Genomic DNA, 21,561 nt, shown 5'->3' with positions numbered 1-21,561 from the left:
GCAGGTCGAGGTTTTCCTCACCAGGAATGCCGAATACATACTCGACACCTTCGTTTTCCAGACATTGCACAACGACATCGGCGGCCTTGGCCATTTAGGGGACTACCTCAAAATCTTTGGGGGATTGCAGCGAGATCGGCTGCGTGACTGAGATGTTGCAGGATGTCTCAGTGGCGCGCATCGTAGGCCCTCTGGTTAATAATAATAAATATATTGTTATGATGCGTGGCATCACAGTTCGTTATAAATGCAATGACTACGAAAGGTCGTACGCCCCAATGAACCTCAAGGCACTGCGTTGCTGCGTCGAAATCGTCCGCCAAGGCAGCTTCACCAAAGCAGCGCAACACCTGCACATAGCCCAGCCTGCGTTGAGCATGGCGGTTACCCGGCTGGAGGAAGAGCTGGGCGTGACCCTGTTCAACCGCACCACCCGCAAGGTGCTGCTCACGGCCGAAGGCGAGCAGTTTCTGCCACGCATTGCCTCGGCCCTGCGCGAAATGGATGTGGCCCGGCAGGAGCTGCGCGACATGGCGGACTTGAAGCGCGGCGAGGTGCGCCTGGGTATCCCGCCAATGTTCGGCCTGCACTATGTGCCAGGCTTGATGAACGCGTTCCGTCAGTCGTACCCCGGTATCGCCATGACCGTGTTCGAGGGCAGCGCCGCCGACATCGGCCAACGCCTCGAACAACGGGAAATCGACCTGGCGTTGCTGGAATCGCGGCGCGTACCGCAGGACAAGGAGTCGATCCTGCTGGGCAGCGACGAGATGCTGGCGTGCATGCACCCCGACCACCCTTATGCCGGCAAGGCATTTCTCACCGCCGAAGACCTGCGCAATACCGACATGGTGGTATTCGACCGGACCTTCGTGCAGCGCCATCTGCTGGACGCATTTTTCGCCGAACACGGCATTACCTACCAAGTGGCTCTGCAGAGCAATTTCGTCTCGCTGGTGGTGCAGGCAGCACTGGACAACATGGGCGTGGCCACCCTGCTGCGCTCGGTGCAGCAGCGTACACCGGGCATTGTCGGCGTACCCTTCCGCCCGGCACAGCAGATGAGCTTCAGGTTGTGCTGGCGTTCAGGGGAATACCTGTCGCTGGCCAGCAAACGCTTCATCGATTTCGCCGCGCAAACCCATTACCTGGAGCGCTGATCGGCGCCTGGCCCCTGGTTTGAGCGGCGGCGCTGCCTCGACGTTGCGCCCACCGATTGACTATCATCCCGCCTTGAACGTTTCAGCATGTTTCAACATAGGCCCAACAAGGGATTCAGATGTCAGTCCAGCAACTCCCCCCGCCGCCCAGCAAAAGCGCCGTCGCCAAGATGGAAGCCGCCATGGCGCTGGGCAGCTTCGCCATCGGTACCGGTGAATTTTCCATCATGGGCCTGATGCCCGACATTGCCAGCAACCTGCAGTTGAGCGAACCGCAAGTGGGCCACGCCATCAGTGCCTATGCGCTGGGGGTCATGGTCGGTGCGCCGACCCTGGCGATTCTGGGCGCCAAACTGCTGCGCAAGCACATGCTGCTGCTGTTGATGCTGCTGTATGCGCTAGGCAACTTGGCCACCGCCCTCGCCCCTTCCTTCAGCGGCCTGGTGGCTTTCCGCTTCATCAGCGGCCTGCCCCACGGTGCTTATTTCGGCATCGCCGCGGTGGTGGCCTCGAGCATGGTTGCCAAGGACCAGCGTGCCGGGGCCGTGGCCCGGGTGATGCTGGGCCTGACGCTGGCCATGCTGCTAGGTAACCCTGTAGCCACCTTCCTCGGCCAGTACTTTGGCTGGCGCTCGGCGTTCGTGCTGGTCGGCGTGATCGCCCTGTGCACCATTGTCCTGGTCTGGCGCTTCGTGCCCCAGCCTCACGATGAGGTGCGCAGCGACCCACGAAAGGAACTGCGCGCCTTTGCCCTGCCGCAAGTGTGGATGGCACTGGGCATCGCGGCCATTGGCTTTGCCGGCATGTTCTGTGTATTCAGCTACCTGGCGCCGACCATGCTGCAGGTGACCCAGGTCGCGCCGCAGTGGATTCCGTTCGGCCTGGCGGCCTTCGGTGTGGGCGGTATCGTTGGCAACATTGCAGGCGGCAAGCTGTTCGACCGGTTGCAGTTCCGTGCGGTGGGGTTGGTGTTGGTATGGTCGATCGCCGTGCTGCTGTTCTTTACCGTTGCCGCGCAGGCGCTCTGGAGCCTGCTGCTGGGCATCGGCCTGGTGGGCACCATGATCGCCCTGGCGGCACCGTTGCAGATCCGCTTGATGGACATTGCCCATGAAGCGCCAAGCCTGGCCGCAGCGTCGAACCATGCCGCGTTCAACCTGGCCAATGCGCTGGGGCCCTGGCTGGGCGGTATGGCGATTACCGCCGGCATGGGCTGGACCAGCACCGGCTACATCGGCGCGGCTACCGCGCTGGTCGGGCTGGGCATCTACCTGCTCGCCCGGCGAATGCGTGGCGGGCATTGACCCGGCAGCGGTGCTGGGCAGGGGCAGGTTCAGCGTCACACGGCGTTCGATGAACCTCCCCCCATTGCTGAACTCACTACCATCAGCACCAGCCGCAGGCTGGGTTCATCCCTTCCCCTTCCTAGGAGATCACGATGCAATACGTAAAGCTGGGTAGCACCGGCCTGGATATTTCCAGGTTGTGCCTGGGTTGCATGACGTTCGGCGATCCGGATGCCGGCACCCACCCCTGGACCTTGAACGAAGAGGCCAGCCGGCCGATCATTCGCCATGCCGTCGAGCAAGGCATCAACTTCTTCGACACTGCCAACAGCTACTCTGCCGGCACGTCGGAAGTGATCGTCGGCAAACTGCTGAAGGCCTTCACGCGCCGTGAAGAAACGGTCATCGCCACCAAGGTGTTCTACCCACCGAACATGGGGCAAGGCCCCCACCGGCCCAATGAACAGGGCTTGTCCCGCAAGGTGATCATGGCCAGCATCGACGCCAGCCTCACGCGCCTGGGCACCGACTATGTGGACCTGTACCAGATTCACCGCTGGGACTACCACACGCCCATCGAGGAAACCATGGAAGCCCTGCACGACGTGGTCAAGGCTGGCAAGGCGCGCTACATCGGCGCTTCGTCGATGTATGCCTGGCAGTTCGCCAAGGCTCAGCAGGTAGCGGCCAGCAACGGCTGGAGCCGCTTCGTTTCGATGCAGAACCACCTCAACCTGCTGTACCGCGAAGAAGAACGCGAGATGATCCCGCTGTGCCTGGACCAAGGCGTGGGCTTGTTGCCCTGGAGCCCGATGGCCCGCGGCCGCCTCACGCGCCCCAACGGCCAGCAGACCGACCGCACCCGTAGCGACCTGTCCGGGCAGTCGTTCTATAAAGATACCGAGGTCGAAGATGGCCGGGTCATCGATGTCGTCGAGCAGATTGCCGGCGAACGGGGGGTGCCAATGGCCCAGGTCGCGCTGGCATGGGTGTTGGGCAAAAACGGCGTAAGCGCACCGATCGTCGGCGCCTCCAAACCCGCCCATCTGGATGATGCGCTGGCCGCGCTGTCGGTGCAGCTCAGTGCCGATGAAGTGGCACGGCTGCAGGCGCCGTATATCCCGCACGCGGTGGCTGGCTTCAAGTAGCGTGGGCCTTTGCCAGCTCGCCAGGTATGCCCGGCGTGCTGGCCAATGACGATGAAAGTATTACAATGCGCGTCCTCGCATTTGAATATTTTTCTCTTATGAAATCACTGCTTTATGCCGTAACTCTACTATTTTCCTTTAGCTTGCCCGCGTGGGCCACACCCCCTGCCACCTTCACCGAGGCCAAGGTCGTGGCCAAGCAGAAGGTGTACCTGGACCAAGCCAGCAGTGCCATGGGCGACCTGTATTGCGGCTGCAAATGGACCTGGGTCGGCAAGTCCGGTGGGCGGGTCGATGCGGCGTCGTGCGGCTATCAGACGCGCAAGCAGCAAAATCGCGCCGAGCGCACCGAATGGGAACACATCGTGCCGGCCTATACCTTCGGCAACCAGCGCCAATGCTGGAAGAACGGTGGGCGCGAGCATTGTGTGGACAGCGACCCGGTGTTCCGCGCCATGGAGGCCGACCTGTTCAACCTGTACCCGGCCGTGGGTGAGGTCAATGGCGACCGCAGCAACTTCAACTACGGCATGGTCAGCGGCAACGCCGGCGAATACGGCCAGTGCACCACCAAGGTGGATTTCGCCCAGCGCGCCGCCGAGCCTCGTGACGAAGTCAAAGGCCTGGTGGCCCGTACCACCTTCTACATGTACGACCGCTATCGCCTGAACATGTCGCGCCAGCAGCAACAAGTGCTGATGGCCTGGGACAAGCAGTACCCGGTGTCAGCGTGGGAAAAGGAGCGCGACCGCCGCATCGCCGCGATCATGGGGCATGCCAACCCTTTCGTCAGCGGCCAGCGCAAGTGGACGGCGGATTACAAACCCAGCGGGGTTGGCGTGGCGCAAGCGGCGCCCGCCCAGGCACCAGGCAAGCCGGGCCAGGCCAATGCCGGGGCGCCGGGTTCGGTGCTGGGCAACCGCAACAGCCACGTCTACCACCTGGCAGTGGGTTGCCCCGGCTACACCCAGGTAGCGGCCAAGAACCAGGTCAGTTTCGCCAATGAAGGTGAGGCGCAGGCGGCAGGTTACCGCAAGGCCGGTAACTGCCGCTGACGGCGCGCCACAGCGCCGCCTTCTATCATCCGTTTACCAGGTTCGCAGGCCGCTCGCCCGCCAGCGCGCTGAGCAGGTTGTCCACTGCACAGCGCGCCATGGCCTGGCGGGTTTCCTGGGTCGCAGAGCCGATGTGCGGGGTTGCTACCACGTTGTCCAACTGCAGCAGTGGCGAGTCTATCGGCAACGGCTCCTGCACGAACACATCCAGCCCTGCACCACGGATACGCCTGGCGCGCAACGCGTCGATCAGCGCAGCCTCGTCCACCACCCGCCCGCGGGAAATGTTCACCAGAATAGCATCGGGCTTCATCAACCCCAGCTCACGCGCACCGATCAGCCCTTCAGTACTGGCACTGAGCGGCACCGTCAGGCAGACGAAGTCCGCTTGCTGCAATAGCGCGTCCAGGCTGCACTGGCGCGCAGCGTGGCGTGCTTCTACGTCGGGCTTGGCGCGCTGACTGTGGTACAGCACGCGCATGCCAAAGCCTGCGGCAGCACGCCGGGCCAACGCCTCGCCAATGCGGCCCATGCCGACGATGCCCAGCGTCTTGCCATGCACATCACAGCCAAAATGCGCCGGCCCCAGGTTGGCCTGCCAATGGCCTTCACGCACCCAGTTGGCCAGCTCCACCACCCGCCTGGCGGTCGCCAGGATCAGGGCGAAGCCGGTGTCCGCCGTGGTTTCGGTCAGCACGTCCGGGGTATTGGTCAGCATCACGCCACGGCGGCTGAGCTGCGCAACGTCGTAGTTGTCCACCCCGACCGAAACGCTGGACACGACCTCCAGCTGCGGCGCCAAATCGAGCAGGCTGGCGTCCAGGCGCAGGCTGGCGCCCAGCAACCCGTGCGCCCCTGGCAACGCATCGCGCAGGCGCGCCAGGCCATCGGGCTGGGCAATGTCCACCCAGGTCACGTCCACCTGGGCGTGCAGGCGCGCCATCAGGTCATCGGAAAGGCGCTTGTACAAGACGATTCGTTTTTTCATTGCAGTCATTCCTAAGGGTTCAGCGCCAGGCGCGTGCCATTGCGTTTGGCCCGGCCGGAGGTCTGGGAAGTATTGAGGGCGGCCGTCAGCGCCACGGCAGTCAGCAGCGCACCGCACATGAACAGGTACGAGGCGCCAGGCCCACCCGTGGCGCCATTGAGGTAGCCCACCAGCCAGGAGCCGCCGAAAGAGCCCAGCGCCCCCATGCTGTTGATCAGCGCCATGGCACCCCCGGCGACATTGGCCGGCAGTATCTCGGGCACGATGGCGAAGAACGGGCCATAGGGCGCGTACATGCAGGCGCCAGCGACCACCAGCAGCGCGTACGACCACCAGAAGTGATCGGTGCCCAGGGCATAAGAGCCATAGAACGCCACGGCAGCGATCAGCAGCGGCGGCCACACGAAGCGCTTGCGCTTTTGCACGCGGTCAGAGGCCCAGGACACGCCCACCATGGCCACTACCGCCGCCAGGTAGGGCACCGAGGCCAGCCAGCCGGCCTGCACAATGTCGACGTTGGCCGCCTGCTTGAGGATCGACGGCAACCACAGCACGAAGCCGTACACGCCAATGCTCCAGCAGAAGTACTGCAGCGCCAGGATGATCACCTGCGGCGAGCGGAATGCCTCGCGGTAGTTCTTGACCGGCTTGATGCCCTGCTGCTCGGCCGCCAGCGCCTGTTGCAAGTCTGCTTTTTCCTGGGCGCTCAGCCAGCTGACCTGGGCTGGGCGGTCATCCACCAGGCGCCACCAGAAGAACGCCCAGATCACCGCCGGCAGGCCCTCGATGATGAACATCCAGCGCCAGTCGTAATGCTTGATCAGGTAACCCGACACCACCGACATCCACAGGATGGTGACCGGGTTGCCGAGCATCAGGAAGGTGTTGGCGCGGGAGCGCTCGGCACGGGTGAACCAGTGGCACAAGTACACCAGCATGGCGGGCATGACTGCGGCCTCGACCACGCCCAGCAGGAAGCGGATGCCGATCAGCATGTAGACATTGCTGACCATCCCGGTAAGCGTGGCCAAACCGCCCCAGAGGATCAGGCAGACGAATATCAGCTTCTTCACGCTGCGTTTTTCAGCGTAGATGGCCCCAGGTACCTGGAAGAAGAAGTAGCCAAGGAAGAACAACGCCCCCAGCAAGGACGACAGCACGGGGGTGATGTGCAGGTCTTCGGCCATGCCCGAGGCGGCGGCGAAGCCGTAGTTGGCGCGGTCCAGATAAGCCAGGCTGTAGGTGAAGAACACGATCGGGATGATGTACCACCAGCGACGCGGTGCCAGTTTTTGGCTTTGCATGGTCTGTGACTCCTGAGCTTGTTGTTTTTGTGGCAACAGGTGATTCCGGTTAAAGCATTCAGGCACTTCTGCGCAGGTCGTAGGCCTCCAGTTCGTGACGCAGCGGCAGCCCTTCCATGTCGCCGCGCGATTGCACGGCGCGGCTGCCGCACCAGTTGCCACGCGCCACCGCCTCTGCCACTGGGCGCCCCTCGAGCAGTGCGCTGAGCACGCCCACGGCGAACGCATCACCGGCGCCGACGGTGTCCACGACACGGCTGACGGCTACAGGGGCGACCTGGCCCTCGCCGCTGCCACTGCGCCAGTAGGCTCCGGCGTCGCCCAGCTTGATCACCACCAGTTCCACGCCTTGGTCGAGGTAGAACGCTGCGATATCGGCGGGGCTGTGCTGGCCCGTCAGCAGGCGGCCCTCTTCCAGGCCTGGCAAGACCCAGTCGGCTTTGCTCGCCAGGGCATTGATTTCGCGCACCATGCTGGCCTGGTCCGGCCATAGCGAGGGCCGCAGGTTGGGGTCGAACGAGATGCTGCGCCCGGCTGCACGCATGGCGTCAAGCAGCCCGTGCGACAGTGCCCGGCAGCTTTCCGACAGCGCCGGCGGGATGCCCGTGGCATGCAGGTGGCGCGCTTGCAGCAAGCCAGGTTGCAGCAGCGCAGGCGACAGCCGGCTGGCTGCCGACCCCCGGCGGAAGTACTCGACCGCGGGGTCGCTGCCATCATCGCAACGGGCCTTGAGCTGGAAGCCGGTGGCGCAGTGGCCATCCACTTCCACCGCCGAACAGTCGAGGCCTTCACGGCGCAGGCTGTCGAGCACGAAGCGCCCCAGCGAGTCGTCACCTACCCGGCTCAGCCAGCGCACCTTGAAGCCCAGCCGTGCAAGGCCGATGGCCACGTTACTGTCCGCGCCGGCGATACGCTTGCCGAACTGCCCGACACTGGCCAGGTCGCCGCAGTGCTCGGCGACGAACATGGCCATGGTTTCGCCAAAGCACAGCACGTCATGCTCATGCATGGGCCACCTCCTGGTCAGCACCCAGCCGCGACAGGCTGTGCACTTGGGCCCGGGTCAGGGCCAACAGGTCGTCGTCGGCCAGGGGATACTCGACGGCGCGTACCACCCCAGGGGCGAATTCGGCCAGTTGCTCGGCCCAGGCGCGCAGGTCTGATGCTTGCGGCGGCACGGCGACCAGGCGGCCGTCGGCACGGCGCTGTACGCCCTTGCAATGCACATAGCGCACCCACCGGCCAAGTTGCCGGGCAGCGTGCAACGCCACCTCGCCCTGCCAGTGCCAATTACCGATATCGAACGTCATGCCCAGGTTCAGGCCGCATGCATCGGCCTGCTCGAAGAAGCGCTGCAGGGGCTCGATTCTGCCACCTTGCGTGGTCTGGTCGTTTTCCACCAACAGCAACGGCCCCTGCGCTGGCAGCAGCGCCGCCAAGGCCGAAAGGTCGCAGTGTTCATCGAAATGGCCCAAGGACACTTTCAGCGCCACCGCACCCAGCGCCCGCGCGGTGTCCAGTTTGTGCACCAGCGAAGGGTCGGGCACGCCCTGCGCCGTCCACAGCTCCAGAGGGGTCGAATACAGGCACTCCATGCCCAACCCGGCAATCACGGCACCCAGTGCCGCGGCATCGGGTGCACTTGCGAACAATTCTTCACGCAACTCCACCCGGCTGACGCCTGCGGCGGCCAAAAGGTCGAGAAACTGCTCCTGGCCACGTTGCCGGACAAAGTCGGCGCCATAACTGGAGAGGCTGATGGAAACGGGGTTCGGGTACATTGTTTTTATCCTTTTGAAACCGGTTTCATTTTTATACGGCAGCGTCAGGCACAAGGCCTGCCGCTGCTTACTGGGGTTGGGTCGAGCCGCGGATGACCAGGTTGGCCTTGAATTCGATGCGTCGTGCCGCTGCGCCATCGCCGCGAAGCCGGCCGAGCAGGCTCTCGAAGGCTGCTACGCCGATGCGTTCGGTAGGCTGGGCTAATGCCGTGATGCCAGTGCCGACCAGGGGGTACCAGTCCAGATCGTCGAGTGCGACCAGGCCGACATCGGCAAACAGATTGCAACCGGCGTCATGCAGGGCACGGGTCACGGCCAGGGTGGCAACACCGTTGCAGGTAAAAATGGCTTGCGGGCCATGACCCCGGTCAGCCAGGAACGCGGCCAACCGCCCTGCCAGGCCAGCGCCGGTTTCCAGCACCTGCTGACGCATGCCTGGGCGGCGGCTGACCGAGGCCCCGAACGCCTGCACCCGCTCCAGGCGCGAGCTGGTGCCATCGAGCGGCTCGCTCACCGCCAGGATATCCCGGTAGCCGCGTGCCTGCAGGTGGTCCAGGGCCTGCTCGACGGCGTCGGCATTATCCAGGCCGACCAGGTCGGCATTCAGTTCAGGGAGTTGACGGTCGACCAGCACCATGGGCAGGTCGCGCTGGAGGTTGAGCAGTTCGCCAGGGTGGTGCCCCAGCGTGTTCACGATCAGGCCTTCGACGTTGTAGCTCTGCAGGGCGACCAGGTGGTGGCGCTCTTGGTCGTCGTCACGGTTGGTGTTGCACACCACCAGGCTGTAGCCATGCTGGCGGCAGGCGGTTTCCACGCCATGCATCACGGCTACGGAATAGGGGTTGAGAATATCGGCAACCAGCATGCCGATCAGGCGCGTCTGCCCGCGCTTGAGGCCACGGGCCATCTGGTTGGGGCGGTAGCCAAGGCGTTCGATGACCTCGGCCAGGCGCTTGGCGGTGGCGTCGGCCAGCAACTGGCGATCGCCACCGATGTAGCGTGAGACGGTGGCTTTGGAAACGCCAGCGACTCGCGCGACTTCGCTGATGGTGACCCGTTCGCGGGCATGGGCAGGCGCGTCGGTCATGGGTGTCCTTATGATTATTAGGTGGACGATGAAACCGGTTTCAATACACCAAAACTTGGTGCTTTCGTCAATATGCCGTTGGTCGGCCGAAGCGACCGGGCTGGCCAGCCGGGCAAGGCCAGGTTCGGCGACACAATGCCTTCGCCGAACCTGAGGCAACCCCCTCTCAGCGCAATGCCTTCACATCCGCGGCGGTAACCGCCCCCGCCTGGTTACCCCAGCTGGTCCTGATGAAGTTCACCACCTCGGCAACTTCCTGGTCGCTCAGGCGCCAGCCAAACGCTGGCATGGTGAAGTTCGACGGTGCGGTGTGCGTCGCCGGCACCGTGCCGCCTGCCAGCACCACATGGATCAGCGAGGTGGCGTCCGCCGTCTGCACCACCGGGTTGCCGGCCAGGGCCGGGAACACACGGGTGTAGCCCTGGCCATCGGTTCGGTGGCAAGCGGCACAGTTGTCGATGTACACCGCGGCGCCAGGCTTGCTGTCGTCACCGCGCCACAGGGCATCGGCCACCTGCTTGTCGTAGACATGCGGCTGGTCGTTCGGGTCGCTGGGCGGCAGGGTCTTCAGGTAACGGGCAATCGCCGTCAGGTCGGCATCGGTCATGTACTGCATGCTGTGCTCGACCACGTCGCTCATGCCGCCGAACACCGCACTGCGGTCACTGCGCCCGGTCTTGAGAAACTGCACCAGCTCGGCTTCGCTCCAACTGCCCAGGCCGTCCTTGTGATCGCCGCGCAGGTTCTTGGCGATCCAGCCCTCCAATGGCGCGCTGCCGGCAAGGAACTGCTTACCCTCGGCCGGGCTCAGCGCCTTTTCCTGCATGGTCAGCGCCCGCGGGGTGTGGCAGGCACCGCAATGCCCCAGGCCTTCGACCAGGTACGCGCCACGGTCGACCACCGGGTCAGCCGCTGCCGAGGCTTGCCAGGGCGTTGCCGCAGGCGCGAACAGGCCACGCCAGATGGCCAACGGCCAACGCATGCTCAGCGGCCAGGGAATATCGGTAGCCTGGTTGGGCTGCTCCACCGGCTCGACGCCCTTCATGAAATAGGCGTACAGCGCCTGCATGTCCTGCTCGGTGATCCGCGCGTACGAAGGGTATGGCATGGCCGGGTACAGGGTGCTGCCGTCCTTGCCGATGCCTTTGCGTACAGCCTGGTCGAAGTCTTCGAAGCTGTAATGGCCAATGCCACTGGCGGACGGGGTGATATTGGTGGAGTACACCGTGCCGATAGGTGTTTGCATCGGCAGGCCACCGGCGAAGGGCTTGCCCCCCTTGGCGGTGTGGCAGGCCACACAGTCACCGGCGCGGGCCAAATATTCACCCTGGCGCACCTGCGCATCTTCAGCGGCAACGGCCTGGCCAGCCACGCCGGCGCCCAGCAGCAGGGTTGCGATCAACATTGTTTTCATGCTCATCGCTCCTCAAGCCTGGACCAGCGGGCCGGGGTTTTTCAGGTACTGCTCACGAATGGCCCGAGCCGACCAGTAGGTCAGCGCCGCCACCAGCCCGGTGGGGTTGTAACCCAGCCCCTGGGGGAATGCAGATGCCCCCGGAACGAACACATTGTGTACATCCCAACACTGCAGGTAACGGTTGAGCGCGCTGGTTTTCGGGTCGGTGCCCATTATCGCGCCGCCGTTCAGGTGGGTGGTCTGGTAGCTGGCGGTGTTGAAGTGGTCCTTGACCTTCTTGCCCAGCACGGCAATGGCCTTGGGGTTCATCGCCTGGGCAATCTTGCTCAGCTTGTCGACCATGAACTGGTTCATCCTGATGTCGTTTTCCTGCCAGTCGAAGGTCATGCGCAACAGTGGCTGGCCGTAGGCGTCCCGGTAGGTCGGGTCCAGGTCCAGGTAATTGCCACGGTAGGACTGGTGGGCGCCGTGGGCGTCCATCGACACCTGGTGGGTGTAATAGTCCGCCGTGGCCTTCTTCCAGGCGCTGCCCCAGGCCGGGGTGCCAGGCGGGTTGGCAGTGCCGGCGATGGGCCGGCTGCCAGCCTGGTTCACCCACATTGGCGAGCCACCGACGAAGCCGTGCGGGCCATGGTCGAAGTTGTCGGCGTTGAAGTCATCGATGGCGATGCCATTGCCACCGGCGCCGATGAAGTTGTTGGTGTAGGTGTCCTTGTCGAAGAACGCCTTGACCGTGCCCATGTTCTGGTAGGCAAAGTTGCGCCCGACCACACCCTCGTTGCTCACCGGGTCGTAGGGTTTGCCGATACCGGAAAGCAGCATCAAGCGCACGTTGTTGAACTGGAACGCCGCCAGGATCACCAGGTCGGCCGGCTGCTCCACCTCGCGCCCCTGGGCGTCGATGTAGGTCACGCCGGTCGCCTTGCGCTTGCTGTCGTCCAGGTTCACCCGCAGCACATGGGCGTTGGCCCGCAACTCGAAATTCGGCACTTGGCGCAGCGCTGGCAGAATATTCACATTCGGCGATGCCTTGGAATACATGTAGCACACGTAGCCGCTGCAGAAACCACAGAAGTTGCACGGCCCCATCTGCGCGCCGTAGGGGTTGGTGTAAGGCCCTGACGTGTTGGCCGAGGGCAGGTTGTAGGGCTTGTAGCCCAGGCTGCTGGCGGCCTTTTCGAACAGCCTGGCCGACACCACGTTCTTCTGCGCCGGCAGCGGGAACGGGTTGGAACGGTCGGGTGCATAAGGGTTGCCACCCCGCCCCTCACCTACCAGCTGGCCCTTGACCGTCCAGGCCTGGCCGGACGTGCCGAACACTTTCTCGGCAAAGTCGAAATACGGTTCCAGCTCTTCGTAGCTGACGCCGAAGTCCTGGATCGTCATGCCCTCGGGGATAAATTTGCGCCCGTAGCGCTCCTCGTAATGGCTGCGCAGGCGCAACTCCACCGGGTCTACCCGGAAATGCACACCCGACCAGTGCAAGCCTGCCCCACCCACGCCCTTGCCAGGCAGGAAGGCGCCCAGTTGGCGGTTGGGCAGTGCCACGTCGTTCACGCTATGGCGAATGGTGACGGTTTCTTTCGACACGTCGACGAACAGCTTCTTGCGCACGCTGTAGGTGAGCTCGTCGATTACCTGCGGGTAGCTACCCTCCGGGTAGGTGTCCTGCATCGGCCCACGCTCCAGGGCCACCACCTGCAGGCCGGCTTCGGTCAACTCCTTGGCCATGATCGCACCCGACCAGCCAAAACCGACAATGACGGCATCCACCTTTTTCAAAACAGTCGCCATGCCTTAGGCCCTCTCGCCGCGGATCGATACAGCCGGGAACGGGTACGGCTCATTGCGCTCGACCCAGTCCATGAAGTCGGCGCGCGCGCCCGGGAAGCCGATCTGGGTCCAGCCGACCATGCCCTTGTTGCCGCCATGAATCGGGTCACAGAAGAACCCCTCACGGGTATTCTGCACCAGCAGGCTGAAGAATACCGTGGCCGGTACTGCCTCGAACGCCAGCTCACCGGCCTCGACTTTGCCGAGTATCCGGTCCTGGGTAGCGCTGTCTTGGGCAGCGAACACTTGCCCACTGTTGGCCTTGCACCAGCCATCCACTGCAGCGATGCCCAGGCGGTAGATCTGCTGCGGGTTCAACTGCAGTTGATAGCCCAGTTCGGGTGGGGCGTCGGCGTTGAACGGGCCTTGCATGTACCACTGAGCCCCGGTCGCGTAGGGGGTATTCATCTGCCGGTCTATGAACTCGGCGGCCCCGGCTTCAAGCGCACCGGGCCCGAGGGCATCGGCAGGGATGATGCGCGCTACGGCGGCCTGCACGAAGGCCCATTCCTCGGCACTGAAGAAGGTTGGCTGGTACTTGCCCGCCGGTGGCGCTGCCGGCACCTTCGGTTCCTGCTGCGGCGCGGCCAGCAGCTGGCTGGCACCTGCCCCGAGCCCGGTACTGGCGACGGTCACCACGGGGATCAAGGTCAAGGTCTTGCGCAGAAAGTCCCTGCGCGGGTTGTCGGGAGCATGCTCGGGCATGGTGAATCCTCATCGGCTGCGGGCGGCCTTATAAGCGCCATCTGGTGTTGTGCGGGCGAGTCTTGTTGGGCCTTCAAAAAGACAGCCGAGTAATCTAGCGCGTTCAGAAATCTTTTGAAACCGGTTTCAGTCTTGACATTGCGACCACGGGTATTGACCCGCGCATAGGCCTGGGCGACGAAGCCCATTACAATGGGCCTACCCCATTCGATACCCAGGCCATGATTCAGTCCGACCTCGACCTGTTCGGCCCTCAGCCACAACGCCTGGCAAGCGAAACCGTGCTGTTGCCCGGGTTTGCCCTGGGCGAAGTCGAACCACTGCTCGACGCGTTGCGCCCGGTGCTGCGTGCCGCACCGTTTCGGCACATGCACACGCCCGGCGGGCTGCGCATGGCGGTGGCGCTGAGCAATTGCGGCACACTGGGCTGGGTCAGTGATGCACAGGGTTACCGCTACAGCCGTTCGGACCCGCTGACCGGCCAGCCCTGGCCTGCCTTGCCGCCGATATTGCTCACCCTGGCCAACCGCGCTGCCGCCATGGCCGGTTTCGACGGTTTCACCCCGGACGCCTGCCTGATCAACCATTACCTGCCGGGCACACGTTTGAGCCTGCACCAGGACCGCGACGAGCACGATTTTGGCCAACCGATCGTTTCACTGTCGCTGGGCCTGCCGGCGGTGTTCCTGTTCGGCGGGTTGCAGCGGGCCGACAAAACCCAGCGCATTGCCCTCAGCCACGGCGATGTGCTGGTGTGGGGCGGCGAAGACCGCCTGCGCTTTCATGGCGTACTGCCGATCAAGCCCGGCGTGCACCCGCGCATGGGCGAGCGGCGCATCAACCTCACCTTGCGCAAGGCCGGTGGCTAGGCATTGCCGGGCCTGTGCAACACCGGCATGAAACAGGTTGAACGACTGCCCACCCCAGGGTTCAGAGAATAATTACACTGCCGCCCGCCAGGAGTCCGTCATGCCTTGCCAGACCTGCCGTCCTTGCCGTAGTCAACGAGTCGAATCCCTATGAAGATGCCCGGCCGTTCGCCCAATACCGCGCTGCAACTGGACTACGTTCGCGACACCCTGTTCGGGCCGGTTGCGCAGTCCGTGGAATGCCAGTGCCAACTTGCGCCCTTGAATCTGCAGGGCCGCGCGGCGCTGCGTGTACACATATGCCCACCGCTCCCGCACAAGGTCGAGCGCGCCCATAGCGTGGCATTCATGTGGGATGGTCGCAGCTACCATGGGGTCGTTCGCGACAAGGGCAAGTGTGGCGATGGTGGGTTGAACCTGCTGGTGGAACTGCACTAGGCAATCAACGGCTGGCGCCAGCGCGCGGGCCTTCCCCCGCCAGCCAAGGGCTGAGCGGGGTTCGCGCACTCGCATCAGGCGATGGACTTCACCGGTGCAGGCGGGCGGTCACGCAGGGTATGCAATTGCTCCACCAGGTTCAGCACATCGCGGCAGGTGTTGAGGCTGCGCAATGGCACCCCGCTGAGGGTGCAGCACTCATCGAGGCTCTGGCCCTGACCGAGGCGGATGGTCAGGTTGTCACCATCGGTACAGCTGATTTCACAGCGATCTGGCAGGCAGGCATGCTCGATCAACTGCCGCAGCTCGAGCATGGAAACTCCTATCAACGACATGGTACGACCCTCTCGGTGGGATGGCCTGTTGTGAGGAAGTACGCCCTCGTGGGGCTGGGTGCCAATTGATAATGCGCATGCCACGGCGGGCGTCCATGCGCCGGGGCAATGATGATGCGGGGAATCCTCTAGCACCTTAGTGGAAGATCGCCTGCCGGGATCGGGTGTTCGGTCGCAGCAACGAACTTCACGACGAATGGTTGCGCAGGGCTTCAGTGGGGGCCGGCACCGGCCCCGCGCCCTTCTACTGCTGCAGCTGGCCAAACCGCCCGGCATGGAAGTCGTCGAACGACTCGGCAATCTCCGCCTGGCTGTTCATCACGAACGGGCCGTAACCCACGATCGGCTCGTCGATCGGCTCACCGCTGAGCAGCAACACGCTGGCGCCTTCGAGCGCTTCGACCCGCACATCCGCCAGCTCGGGGTCGAACAGCACCAGGCTGGACGGCCCGGCTTCGCGCTCACCATTGACCCGCACGCGGCCGCGCAATACCACCAGCGCCGCGTTGCGCCCGGCGGCCACCGGCAACTGCAAGGCAGCGCCGTTGTTCAGGCGCAGGTCCCAGACGTCCATGGCCGTAAAAGTGCGCGCCGGCCCTTGGTGGCCTTGGTAATCCCCGGCTATCACGCGCACACTGCCGGCCTGGTTAGCCAGCGCTACTACCGGGATATCGCTGGCCAGCAGTGTCTGGTAGCCCGCCGCTGCACGTTTGTCGCGAGCGGGCAGGTTGACCCACAGCTGCACCATCTCCAGCATGCCGCCCCGCTCGGCAAAGGCTGGCGAATGGAATTCTTCATGGATGATGCCATTGGCAGCGGTCATCCACTGCACGTCGCCTGGCCCGATCAGGCCGCCGGCACCCGTGGAATCGCGGTGCTCCAGCTCGCCCTGGTAGACAATGGTCACTGTCTCGAAACCACGGTGCGGGTGCTGGCCCACGCCGCGCCGGGCCTGGGTTGGGGTGAACGCATGCGGGCCGGCATAGTCCAGCAGCAGGAACGGGCTGATGTGGCTGGCCAGGTGGTCATAGGTGAACAGGCTGCGGACCGGGAAGCCATCACCCACCCAATGGGCGTGGGGGCTGTGGTGGATACCCAGAATGGTTTTCATGAGAAGGCTCCTGTTTCGGTTTGGATCACCTTATCAATGATGACAATCAGCCGGTAGAGGGCTTTGCCGGCCCACATCGTTCCACCTACAGAACAATCACCGCTGCAAGAAAGCCAGCACCTGTTCGGCTGCCATCGCCGGGTCTTCCTGCATGAAGCAGTGCCCACCGGCGACCTCCTGCGCGCTGATGCTGGCATTCAGCGACACCAGGCGCTGCACCGAGCGTGGCACGAACGGATAGGTGTGCTTGCCATAGATCACATGGGTCGGGGTATTGATTGCACACAGGCTGGCCCACATGCGCTTAGGGAACGAGCTGAAGATTTCCACCTCGCGGCTGGGTCGGCACTTAAGTACCACGGCCTCGCCGCAATCGCCGATGGCATGCTCGACATACGCCTGCAACGCCGCATCGGCCCAGCCTTTGAAGATGCCCCGGCCCTGCAGCGAAGCCAGCGCCGCTGTGCGATCAGGCCAATGGCTGCGGCGGCTGGCGGCTTTGCGCGCCAAGGCATGACGCTGGTGCAGGCCAACCAGCGCCGCCGCGCCCATCACCCCGAGCATCCGGCGGCTGAACAACACCGGATCGAGCAGCACAGCACGGGCGAACAACTGCGGGTCACTGGCTAACATCAGCCCGGTCAACACGCCGCCGAAGCTGTGGCCCACGGCAAAGCGGGCCACTTCGCCGTATTCGCCACGGCCCGCTTCGAAGGCTTCCACGGCCAGCGCCGCTGTGCGGTTCCAACCCAGAAACGCCCCGCCATGGTCACTGTCACCGTGCCCTTGCACATCACATAGCCACAGGTCGAAATGTTCACCCAGGCGCATCAGCAACGGCTGGTAGGTCAAACAGCAAAAACCGTTGCCATGCAAGAAATGCAGCAGTGGCTTGCCGCTGGCCGGGGTTCGCCAACCACGCAAGGTGAAGCCTTCGGCGCATTCATGGGACCAGGGAATCAACTGCATGGGTTTACGGCACTCGCAACGCTAGGGGAACACCGATTCTACAAACAGCAGCGGGTACAGTGAAATCACCAGCAGCAGGGCCATCAGGACATTGAACAGCATCAGCCAGCGCGGGTTCTGCAGCAGGCATGGCGGGCATTCCACTTTCAGTGAGGGTGCTGCCACACTACCGGAGTCGCTTTCCTAGGCGACCACTACAGTTACAACAAATTATGCAGATACACATTACTGTGCTGCCATTCTGGATCAAGGAAGCCGTCTCATGAGCCTTTCCATTCGCCCTGCCGCGCCTGCCGATGCCGCGCAGATCCTCAACTTCATCACCGAGCTGGCCGAGTACGAGCGCGCGCGCCACGAGGTGGTCGCCACCCTGGCCGATATCGAGCACAGCCTGTTCGGTGCAGGCAGTACCGTGCACAGCCTGGTCTGCGAACGCGATGGCCAGGCGATCGGCTTTGCCGTGTATTTCTACAGCTATTCCACCTGGCTGGGGCGCAACGGCATCTACCTGGAAGACCTGTACATCACCCCCGAACAGCGCGGTGACGGGGCTGGCCGCCAGTTGCTGCAGCACATCGCCCGCGAGGCGGTGGCCAACAACTGTGGGCGCCTGGAGTGGAGCGTGCTGGACTGGAACGAACCGGCAATCGGCTTTTATCAGAAGCTGGGCGCCGAGGCCCAGGATGAGTGGGTACGCTACCGCCTGGACGGGGACAAGCTGGCGGCATTCGCGCGGGGCTAACGGTTGCTCCACCCGGCCCAGGCACATGCGCAGCTCACCGGGTAATTGACGCCAGGGCCGCCCCATGCTCTCCTTACGCCTCACGTTCAGGTGCCCCTTCATGGGGTGAAACGGGAAACCGGTGCGTCGCAGGCCCTGACCAGGGCCCGACAATGCCGGTGCTGCCCCCGCAACGGTAAGCGAGCGAAGCGTCTGTACCACTGTGCCATGTAGTGCGGCATGGGAAGGTGACGCTTGCCAGGAGCCCTGCTCCTCCTCGCAAGCCCGGAGACCGGCCTGGCGTTCATGAACAACCCGCGGTGGGCGGGCGCTGTTGCATTCCCCTGGGTAACCGCGCCCGGGGCTGCCGCGCCTGCCCATTGCCCACAAAAAGCAGAGGAACGCGTCATGCCCGTCGCCAGCACCAAGCCACACAGCCTTGCCACCCCCGCTACCCTCAGCCAGCGCGTCATCATTGCCGTCGGTGCCAGCTTGCTGGGCCTGTGCCTGGTCTACTTCGCCGGGTTCTCGCACATCGAGGCGGTGCATAACGCCGCCCACGACACCCGCCACAGCGCCGCCTTCCCCTGCCACTGAGTACGCCCCCATGATCATGCGCATTGCCCGCACCGCGGGTTTCAGCGGGCTGCTCGCCGCCCTGCTGCTGACCTTGCTGCAAAGCTTCTGGGTGGCCCCGCTGATTCTTCAGGCGGAAACCTACGAGTCCTCGGCACCTGCCGCGCACCATGAGCATGGCAGTGAAGTGCCTGCCCATGAACACAGCGCCGAGGCCTGGTCGCCGGAAGATGGCTGGCAACGAGTGCTCGCCACCACGGGCGGCAACCTGGTGGTTGCCGTCGGCTTCGCCCTTGTTCTCGCCGCGCTGTACAGCTTGCGCGCGCCCACCCGCGCCAGTACCGGTGCCTTGTGGGGGCTGGCCGGGTTCGCCGTGTTCTGCCTGGCCCCGACCTTGGGCTTGCCGCCCGAACTGCCAGGCACCGCTGCAGCAGACCTGGGGCAACGCCAGGCTTGGTGGGTCGGCACCGCCAGCGCCACCGCGCTCGGCCTGGCCTTGTTGGTGTTCGCCCGCCACGGGCTGCTGAAAGTGCTGGGCGCGGTGCTGCTGGTGATCCCGCATGTGCTCGGCGCCCCGCAGCCCGAGGTTCACCAAAGCCTGGCCCCGCAGGCCCTGGAAACCCAGTTCAAGCTGGCCTCGTGGCTGACCAATGCGGCGTTCTGGCTGGCCTTGGGCCTGCTCAGCGCCTGGTTGTTCCGCCGTTCCAGCCAGGCCTGATGGGCACTTTCTATGCCGGTTTTGGCTGCCGCCGGGGTTGCCCGGCGGCCACCCTGCACACCCTGTTGTGCCAGGCACTGGCCAACCACGGCCTGGCACTGGCAGACCTGCGCGGCATCGCCAGCATCAGCCTGAAGGCTGACGAGCCGGGTTTGCAGCAGCTGGCCGAGCACCTGGGTGTGCCGTTGGTGCTGTACCATAGCCAGCAACTGCACACTTACCAGCCACTGCTCAGCCACCGCTCCGCCGCCGCCCATGCCCACACCGGGTGTTGGGGCGTGGCCGAGAGCACCGCACTGGCCCTGGCCGATCGGCAACAAGGCAGCCCACGGCTGTTGCTCAAGCGCCAGGTGCTCGGCCCGGCGACACTCGCCCTGGCCTGCTGAACGCGCCATACCCTTTTTTGCAAGGACATTCCATGACCGTCTACTTCATCGGCGCCGGCCCCGGCGACCCCGAACTGATCACGGTCAAGGGCCAGCGGCTGATCCGCCAATGCCCGGTGATCATCTACGCAGGCTCGCTGGTGCCCGCTGCCGTGCTCGAAGGCCACCAGGCCAGTACCGTGATCAACAGCGCCGAACTGCACCTGGAGCAGATCATCGCAGCGATGCGCACCGCCCACGAACACGGCCAGGATGTCGCCCGGGTACACAGCGGCGACCCCAGCCTGTACGGCGCCATCGGCGAGCAGATCCGCCACCTCAAGGCACTGGGTATCGACTACCAGATCATCCCCGGGGTCACTGCCACCGCCGCCAGCGCTGCCCTGCTCGGCTGTGAACTGACCCTGCCGCAAGTGGCGCAGACCGTGATTCTGACCCGCTACGGCGACAGTTCGCCGATGCCACCCGGGGAACAGCTGGCCGACCTGGCCCGCCACGGCAGCACCCTGGCGATTCACCTGGGGGTCAAGCACCTGCCACGGATCGTTGAAGCGCTGCTGCCCCACTACGGCACCGAGTGCCCGGTGGCCGTGGTGCACCGCGCCACCTGGCCAGACCAGGACTGGGTGCGCGGCACGCTGGGCAACATCGTCGAGCGCAGCGCCGCCAAGCACTTCCGGCGCACGGCACTGATTCTGGTAGGCCATGTACTGGGGGATGCGCCGTTCGCCGAATCCGCCTTGTACCGTGCCGGTCACGCCCACCTGTATCGGCCTGGCGACTGAGCACGTCCAGGCTTGCCCTGCACAGGGTCGAAACCCCGCTGGCTGCGCCTGAGCGCCCTTTCCTGTCTGACATCACCACTGTGGCAGTGGTGATGTTTTTCCACTACTTGTAGGAATTTTCGACAAGTAGTCCGGAAACTTTCAACACTTCTATACTCGGGATTACCAAACGTCAGGTTTGGCCGTATGGTGCTGCGCTTCCGATTAACCCGCTTGCAAACGTATTCCTGAGTGTTCCAGGAAGCGGACCACATCCTGACAGGAGTTTTCCCCATGACAACCGTGCTGATCGTCGACGACCACCCTATCGTGCGGTTGTCGTTGCGCCTACTGCTCGAGCGTGAGCGCTTTCATGTCGTCGGCGAAGTCGGCAATGGCAGCGAGGTGGCGCAGGTGGCCCGTGAACTGCGCCCGGACGTAGTGGTGCTGGATATCGGCCTGCCTGGCCTGGACGGCATGGAGGTCATCAAGCGCCTTCAGTGCCTGGAGCCAACCCCCAAGATCATGGTGCTCACTGGCCAGGCCACCGACTTGTACGTGCGCCGTTGCCTGGATGCCGGTATCGGCGCGTTCGTCACCAAGGAAGAGGACCACGAGGCCCTGCTGTTCGCACTGAAGGCGTTGGTGAAGGGCTATTCGACGTTTCCGCAGATGTCGGTCAACAGCAACTCCCTGGAGAGCGAACCGGTGCGCCTGGCCAGCCTTTCCAACCGTGAGATGGAAGTGCTGCGGCGCCTGGCACGCGGCGAAAACAACAAGAACATTGGAACCTGCATGAACCTGAGCGCCAAGACCATCAGCACCTACCGGGGCCGCATCATGGAAAAACTCAAGACCGAATCGCTGGTCGAGATGGTCGACCTGGCCAAGCGCAATAGCGTCTACTGAG

The 21,561-nt window shown here is 64.1% G+C and carries 24 protein-coding genes, 1 pseudogene and 1 riboswitch; of the genes and pseudogenes, 12 read left to right on the top strand and 13 right to left on the bottom strand.

Annotated elements, in window-relative coordinates:
* Positions 1–94 (bottom strand): thiamine pyrophosphate-binding protein (locus GYA94_RS04970; protein ID WP_161891897.1); only part of this gene is annotated, 94 nt, incomplete at its 3' end.
* A gap of 184 nt (positions 95–278) precedes the next feature.
* On the opposite strand from GYA94_RS04970, the gene GYA94_RS04965 reads away from it, so the two are divergent.
* The 4 genes from GYA94_RS04965 to GYA94_RS04950 all read left to right on the top strand — a co-directional run bounded on the left by GYA94_RS04965 (position 279) and on the right by GYA94_RS04950 (position 4,649).
* On the top strand, positions 279–1,160 hold the full coding sequence (locus tag GYA94_RS04965; protein ID WP_009682269.1) for a LysR family transcriptional regulator: 882 nt from the start codon (positions 279–281) through the stop codon (positions 1,158–1,160).
* Positions 1,161–1,279: 119 nt separating this feature from the next.
* Positions 1,280–2,464, top strand: a complete 1,185-nt coding sequence (locus GYA94_RS04960; protein WP_161891896.1) for an MFS transporter — start codon at positions 1,280–1,282, stop codon at positions 2,462–2,464.
* A gap of 134 nt (positions 2,465–2,598) precedes the next feature.
* The gene (locus GYA94_RS04955; RefSeq protein WP_161891895.1) at positions 2,599–3,594 is read left to right on the top strand and encodes an aldo/keto reductase; all 996 of its coding nucleotides are present in this window, start codon (positions 2,599–2,601) and stop codon (positions 3,592–3,594) included.
* 98 nt (positions 3,595–3,692) lie between these two features.
* Positions 3,693–4,649: an endonuclease gene (locus GYA94_RS04950; RefSeq protein ID WP_054913492.1), complete on the top strand. Its 957-nt coding sequence runs from the start codon at positions 3,693–3,695 to the stop codon at positions 4,647–4,649.
* Positions 4,650–4,674: 25 nt separating this feature from the next.
* Here GYA94_RS04950 and GYA94_RS04945 read toward each other — a convergent pair whose 3' ends face one another.
* From GYA94_RS04945 to GYA94_RS04910, 8 genes are all read right to left on the bottom strand, one after another.
* Positions 4,675–5,637 (bottom strand): 2-hydroxyacid dehydrogenase, encoded by a 963-nt coding sequence (locus GYA94_RS04945; RefSeq protein ID WP_161891894.1) that lies wholly within the window; start codon positions 5,635–5,637, stop codon positions 4,675–4,677.
* Positions 5,638–5,648: 11 nt separating this feature from the next.
* Positions 5,649–6,941 carry an MFS transporter gene (locus GYA94_RS04940; RefSeq protein WP_009682274.1) on the bottom strand — a complete coding sequence of 431 codons (1,293 nt, stop codon included), beginning with the start codon at positions 6,939–6,941 and terminating at the stop codon, positions 5,649–5,651.
* Between the two features lie 58 nt (positions 6,942–6,999).
* Positions 7,000–7,950 (bottom strand): sugar kinase, encoded by a 951-nt coding sequence (locus GYA94_RS04935; protein ID WP_161891893.1) that lies wholly within the window; start codon positions 7,948–7,950, stop codon positions 7,000–7,002.
* On the bottom strand, positions 7,943–8,722 hold the full coding sequence (locus tag GYA94_RS04930) for a sugar phosphate isomerase/epimerase family protein (RefSeq protein ID WP_161891892.1): 780 nt from the start codon (positions 8,720–8,722) through the stop codon (positions 7,943–7,945). Before GYA94_RS04930 ends, GYA94_RS04935 begins: the two co-directional genes overlap by 8 nt.
* Before the next feature lie 67 nt (positions 8,723–8,789).
* Positions 8,790–9,809 carry a LacI family DNA-binding transcriptional regulator gene (locus GYA94_RS04925; protein ID WP_161891891.1) on the bottom strand — a complete coding sequence of 340 codons (1,020 nt, stop codon included), beginning with the start codon at positions 9,807–9,809 and terminating at the stop codon, positions 8,790–8,792.
* A gap of 166 nt (positions 9,810–9,975) precedes the next feature.
* Positions 9,976–11,223, bottom strand: a complete 1,248-nt coding sequence (locus tag GYA94_RS04920) for a cytochrome c (protein WP_054913497.1) — start codon at positions 11,221–11,223, stop codon at positions 9,976–9,978.
* A gap of 12 nt (positions 11,224–11,235) precedes the next feature.
* Positions 11,236–13,020, bottom strand: a complete 1,785-nt coding sequence (locus GYA94_RS04915) for a GMC family oxidoreductase (RefSeq protein WP_009682279.1) — start codon at positions 13,018–13,020, stop codon at positions 11,236–11,238.
* 3 nt (positions 13,021–13,023) lie between these two features.
* Positions 13,024–13,764: a gluconate 2-dehydrogenase subunit 3 family protein gene (locus tag GYA94_RS04910; protein WP_110679282.1), complete on the bottom strand. Its 741-nt coding sequence runs from the start codon at positions 13,762–13,764 to the stop codon at positions 13,024–13,026.
* 221 nt (positions 13,765–13,985) lie between these two features.
* On the opposite strand from GYA94_RS04910, the gene alkB reads away from it, so the two are divergent.
* Positions 13,986–14,633, top strand: a complete 648-nt coding sequence (gene alkB / locus GYA94_RS04905; protein ID WP_029885117.1) for a DNA oxidative demethylase AlkB — start codon at positions 13,986–13,988, stop codon at positions 14,631–14,633.
* 150 nt (positions 14,634–14,783) lie between these two features.
* Positions 14,784–15,071: a hypothetical protein gene (locus GYA94_RS04900; protein ID WP_110679283.1), complete on the top strand. Its 288-nt coding sequence runs from the start codon at positions 14,784–14,786 to the stop codon at positions 15,069–15,071.
* Between the two features lie 74 nt (positions 15,072–15,145).
* On the opposite strand, the gene GYA94_RS04895 is transcribed toward GYA94_RS04900, so the two are convergent.
* The 4 genes and pseudogenes from GYA94_RS04895 to GYA94_RS04880 all read right to left on the bottom strand — a co-directional run.
* Positions 15,146–15,406: a DUF1652 domain-containing protein gene (locus GYA94_RS04895; protein ID WP_110679284.1), complete on the bottom strand. Its 261-nt coding sequence runs from the start codon at positions 15,404–15,406 to the stop codon at positions 15,146–15,148.
* Positions 15,407–15,650: 244 nt separating this feature from the next.
* Positions 15,651–16,517, bottom strand: coding sequence for a pirin family protein (locus GYA94_RS04890; RefSeq protein ID WP_161891890.1), 867 nt, complete (start codon positions 16,515–16,517; stop codon positions 15,651–15,653).
* A 96-nt stretch (positions 16,518–16,613) separates the two neighbouring features.
* Complete coding sequence (locus GYA94_RS04885) at positions 16,614–17,486, bottom strand: alpha/beta fold hydrolase (protein WP_161891889.1); 873 nt, start codon at positions 17,484–17,486, stop codon at positions 16,614–16,616.
* 21 nt (positions 17,487–17,507) lie between these two features.
* Positions 17,508–17,612 (bottom strand): annotated as a pseudogene (locus GYA94_RS04880) (LysE family translocator); the annotation flags it as partial.
* Positions 17,613–17,748: 136 nt separating this feature from the next.
* On the opposite strand from GYA94_RS04880, the gene GYA94_RS04875 reads away from it, so the two are divergent.
* The 6 genes from GYA94_RS04875 (at position 17,749) to GYA94_RS04850 (ending at position 21,560) form a co-directional block, all read left to right on the top strand.
* On the top strand, positions 17,749–18,228 hold the full coding sequence (locus GYA94_RS04875; protein WP_054913258.1) for a GNAT family N-acetyltransferase: 480 nt from the start codon (positions 17,749–17,751) through the stop codon (positions 18,226–18,228).
* A 71-nt stretch (positions 18,229–18,299) separates the two neighbouring features.
* Positions 18,300–18,522: riboswitch (cobalamin riboswitch) on the top strand.
* Between the two features lie 93 nt (positions 18,523–18,615).
* Positions 18,616–18,804: a CbtB domain-containing protein gene (locus GYA94_RS04870; protein ID WP_009682288.1), complete on the top strand. Its 189-nt coding sequence runs from the start codon at positions 18,616–18,618 to the stop codon at positions 18,802–18,804.
* A gap of 10 nt (positions 18,805–18,814) precedes the next feature.
* Complete coding sequence (locus tag GYA94_RS04865) at positions 18,815–19,501, top strand: CbtA family protein (protein ID WP_009682289.1); 687 nt, start codon at positions 18,815–18,817, stop codon at positions 19,499–19,501.
* Positions 19,501–19,887 (top strand): cobalamin biosynthesis protein, encoded by a 387-nt coding sequence (locus GYA94_RS04860; protein WP_110679288.1) that lies wholly within the window; start codon positions 19,501–19,503, stop codon positions 19,885–19,887. Before GYA94_RS04865 ends, GYA94_RS04860 begins: the two co-directional genes overlap by 1 nt.
* Positions 19,888–19,919: 32 nt before the next feature.
* Entirely contained in the window at positions 19,920–20,672 is a 753-nt protein-coding gene (gene cobM / locus GYA94_RS04855) for a precorrin-4 C(11)-methyltransferase (RefSeq protein WP_029885125.1), read from the top strand.
* A 273-nt stretch (positions 20,673–20,945) separates the two neighbouring features.
* A complete protein-coding gene (locus tag GYA94_RS04850; protein ID WP_009682293.1) occupies positions 20,946–21,560 on the top strand; it encodes a response regulator transcription factor in 615 nt (204 codons plus the stop codon).
* Position 21,561: the final 1 nt, after the last annotated feature.

This window comes from Pseudomonas juntendi (assembly GCF_009932375.1).
In the GTDB taxonomy this organism is placed as follows: Bacteria; Pseudomonadota; Gammaproteobacteria; order Pseudomonadales; family Pseudomonadaceae; genus Aquipseudomonas; species Aquipseudomonas juntendi.
This window is presented reverse-complemented; position numbering and strand designations above follow the sequence as displayed.

Bases quoted from the DNA above. Each gene is read 5' to 3' on its own strand.
- GYA94_RS04965 (WP_009682269.1), top strand. From the start codon at position 279: ATGAACCTCAAGGCACTGCGTTGCTGCGTCGAAATCGTCCGCCAAGGC.
- GYA94_RS04960 (WP_161891896.1), top strand. From the start codon at position 1,280: ATGTCAGTCCAGCAACTCCCCCCGCCGCCCAGCAAAAGCGCCGTCGCC.
- GYA94_RS04955 (WP_161891895.1), top strand. From the start codon at position 2,599: ATGCAATACGTAAAGCTGGGTAGCACCGGCCTGGATATTTCCAGGTTG.
- GYA94_RS04950 (WP_054913492.1), top strand. From the start codon at position 3,693: ATGAAATCACTGCTTTATGCCGTAACTCTACTATTTTCCTTTAGCTTG.
- GYA94_RS04945 (WP_161891894.1), bottom strand. From the start codon at position 5,637: ATGAAAAAACGAATCGTCTTGTACAAGCGCCTTTCCGATGACCTGATG.
- GYA94_RS04940 (WP_009682274.1), bottom strand. From the start codon at position 6,941: ATGCAAAGCCAAAAACTGGCACCGCGTCGCTGGTGGTACATCATCCCG.
- GYA94_RS04935 (WP_161891893.1), bottom strand. From the start codon at position 7,950: ATGCATGAGCATGACGTGCTGTGCTTTGGCGAAACCATGGCCATGTTC.
- GYA94_RS04930 (WP_161891892.1), bottom strand. From the start codon at position 8,722: ATGTACCCGAACCCCGTTTCCATCAGCCTCTCCAGTTATGGCGCCGAC.
- GYA94_RS04925 (WP_161891891.1), bottom strand. From the start codon at position 9,809: ATGACCGACGCGCCTGCCCATGCCCGCGAACGGGTCACCATCAGCGAA.
- GYA94_RS04920 (WP_054913497.1), bottom strand. From the start codon at position 11,223: ATGAAAACAATGTTGATCGCAACCCTGCTGCTGGGCGCCGGCGTGGCT.
- GYA94_RS04915 (WP_009682279.1), bottom strand. From the start codon at position 13,020: ATGGCGACTGTTTTGAAAAAGGTGGATGCCGTCATTGTCGGTTTTGGC.
- GYA94_RS04910 (WP_110679282.1), bottom strand. From the start codon at position 13,764: ATGCCCGAGCATGCTCCCGACAACCCGCGCAGGGACTTTCTGCGCAAG.
- alkB (WP_029885117.1), top strand. From the start codon at position 13,986: ATGATTCAGTCCGACCTCGACCTGTTCGGCCCTCAGCCACAACGCCTG.
- GYA94_RS04900 (WP_110679283.1), top strand. From the start codon at position 14,784: ATGAAGATGCCCGGCCGTTCGCCCAATACCGCGCTGCAACTGGACTAC.
- GYA94_RS04895 (WP_110679284.1), bottom strand. From the start codon at position 15,406: ATGTCGTTGATAGGAGTTTCCATGCTCGAGCTGCGGCAGTTGATCGAG.
- GYA94_RS04890 (WP_161891890.1), bottom strand. From the start codon at position 16,517: ATGAAAACCATTCTGGGTATCCACCACAGCCCCCACGCCCATTGGGTG.
- GYA94_RS04885 (WP_161891889.1), bottom strand. From the start codon at position 17,486: ATGCAGTTGATTCCCTGGTCCCATGAATGCGCCGAAGGCTTCACCTTG.
- GYA94_RS04875 (WP_054913258.1), top strand. From the start codon at position 17,749: ATGAGCCTTTCCATTCGCCCTGCCGCGCCTGCCGATGCCGCGCAGATC.
- GYA94_RS04870 (WP_009682288.1), top strand. From the start codon at position 18,616: ATGCCCGTCGCCAGCACCAAGCCACACAGCCTTGCCACCCCCGCTACC.
- GYA94_RS04865 (WP_009682289.1), top strand. From the start codon at position 18,815: ATGATCATGCGCATTGCCCGCACCGCGGGTTTCAGCGGGCTGCTCGCC.
- GYA94_RS04860 (WP_110679288.1), top strand. From the start codon at position 19,501: ATGGGCACTTTCTATGCCGGTTTTGGCTGCCGCCGGGGTTGCCCGGCG.
- cobM (WP_029885125.1), top strand. From the start codon at position 19,920: ATGACCGTCTACTTCATCGGCGCCGGCCCCGGCGACCCCGAACTGATC.
- GYA94_RS04850 (WP_009682293.1), top strand. From the start codon at position 20,946: ATGACAACCGTGCTGATCGTCGACGACCACCCTATCGTGCGGTTGTCG.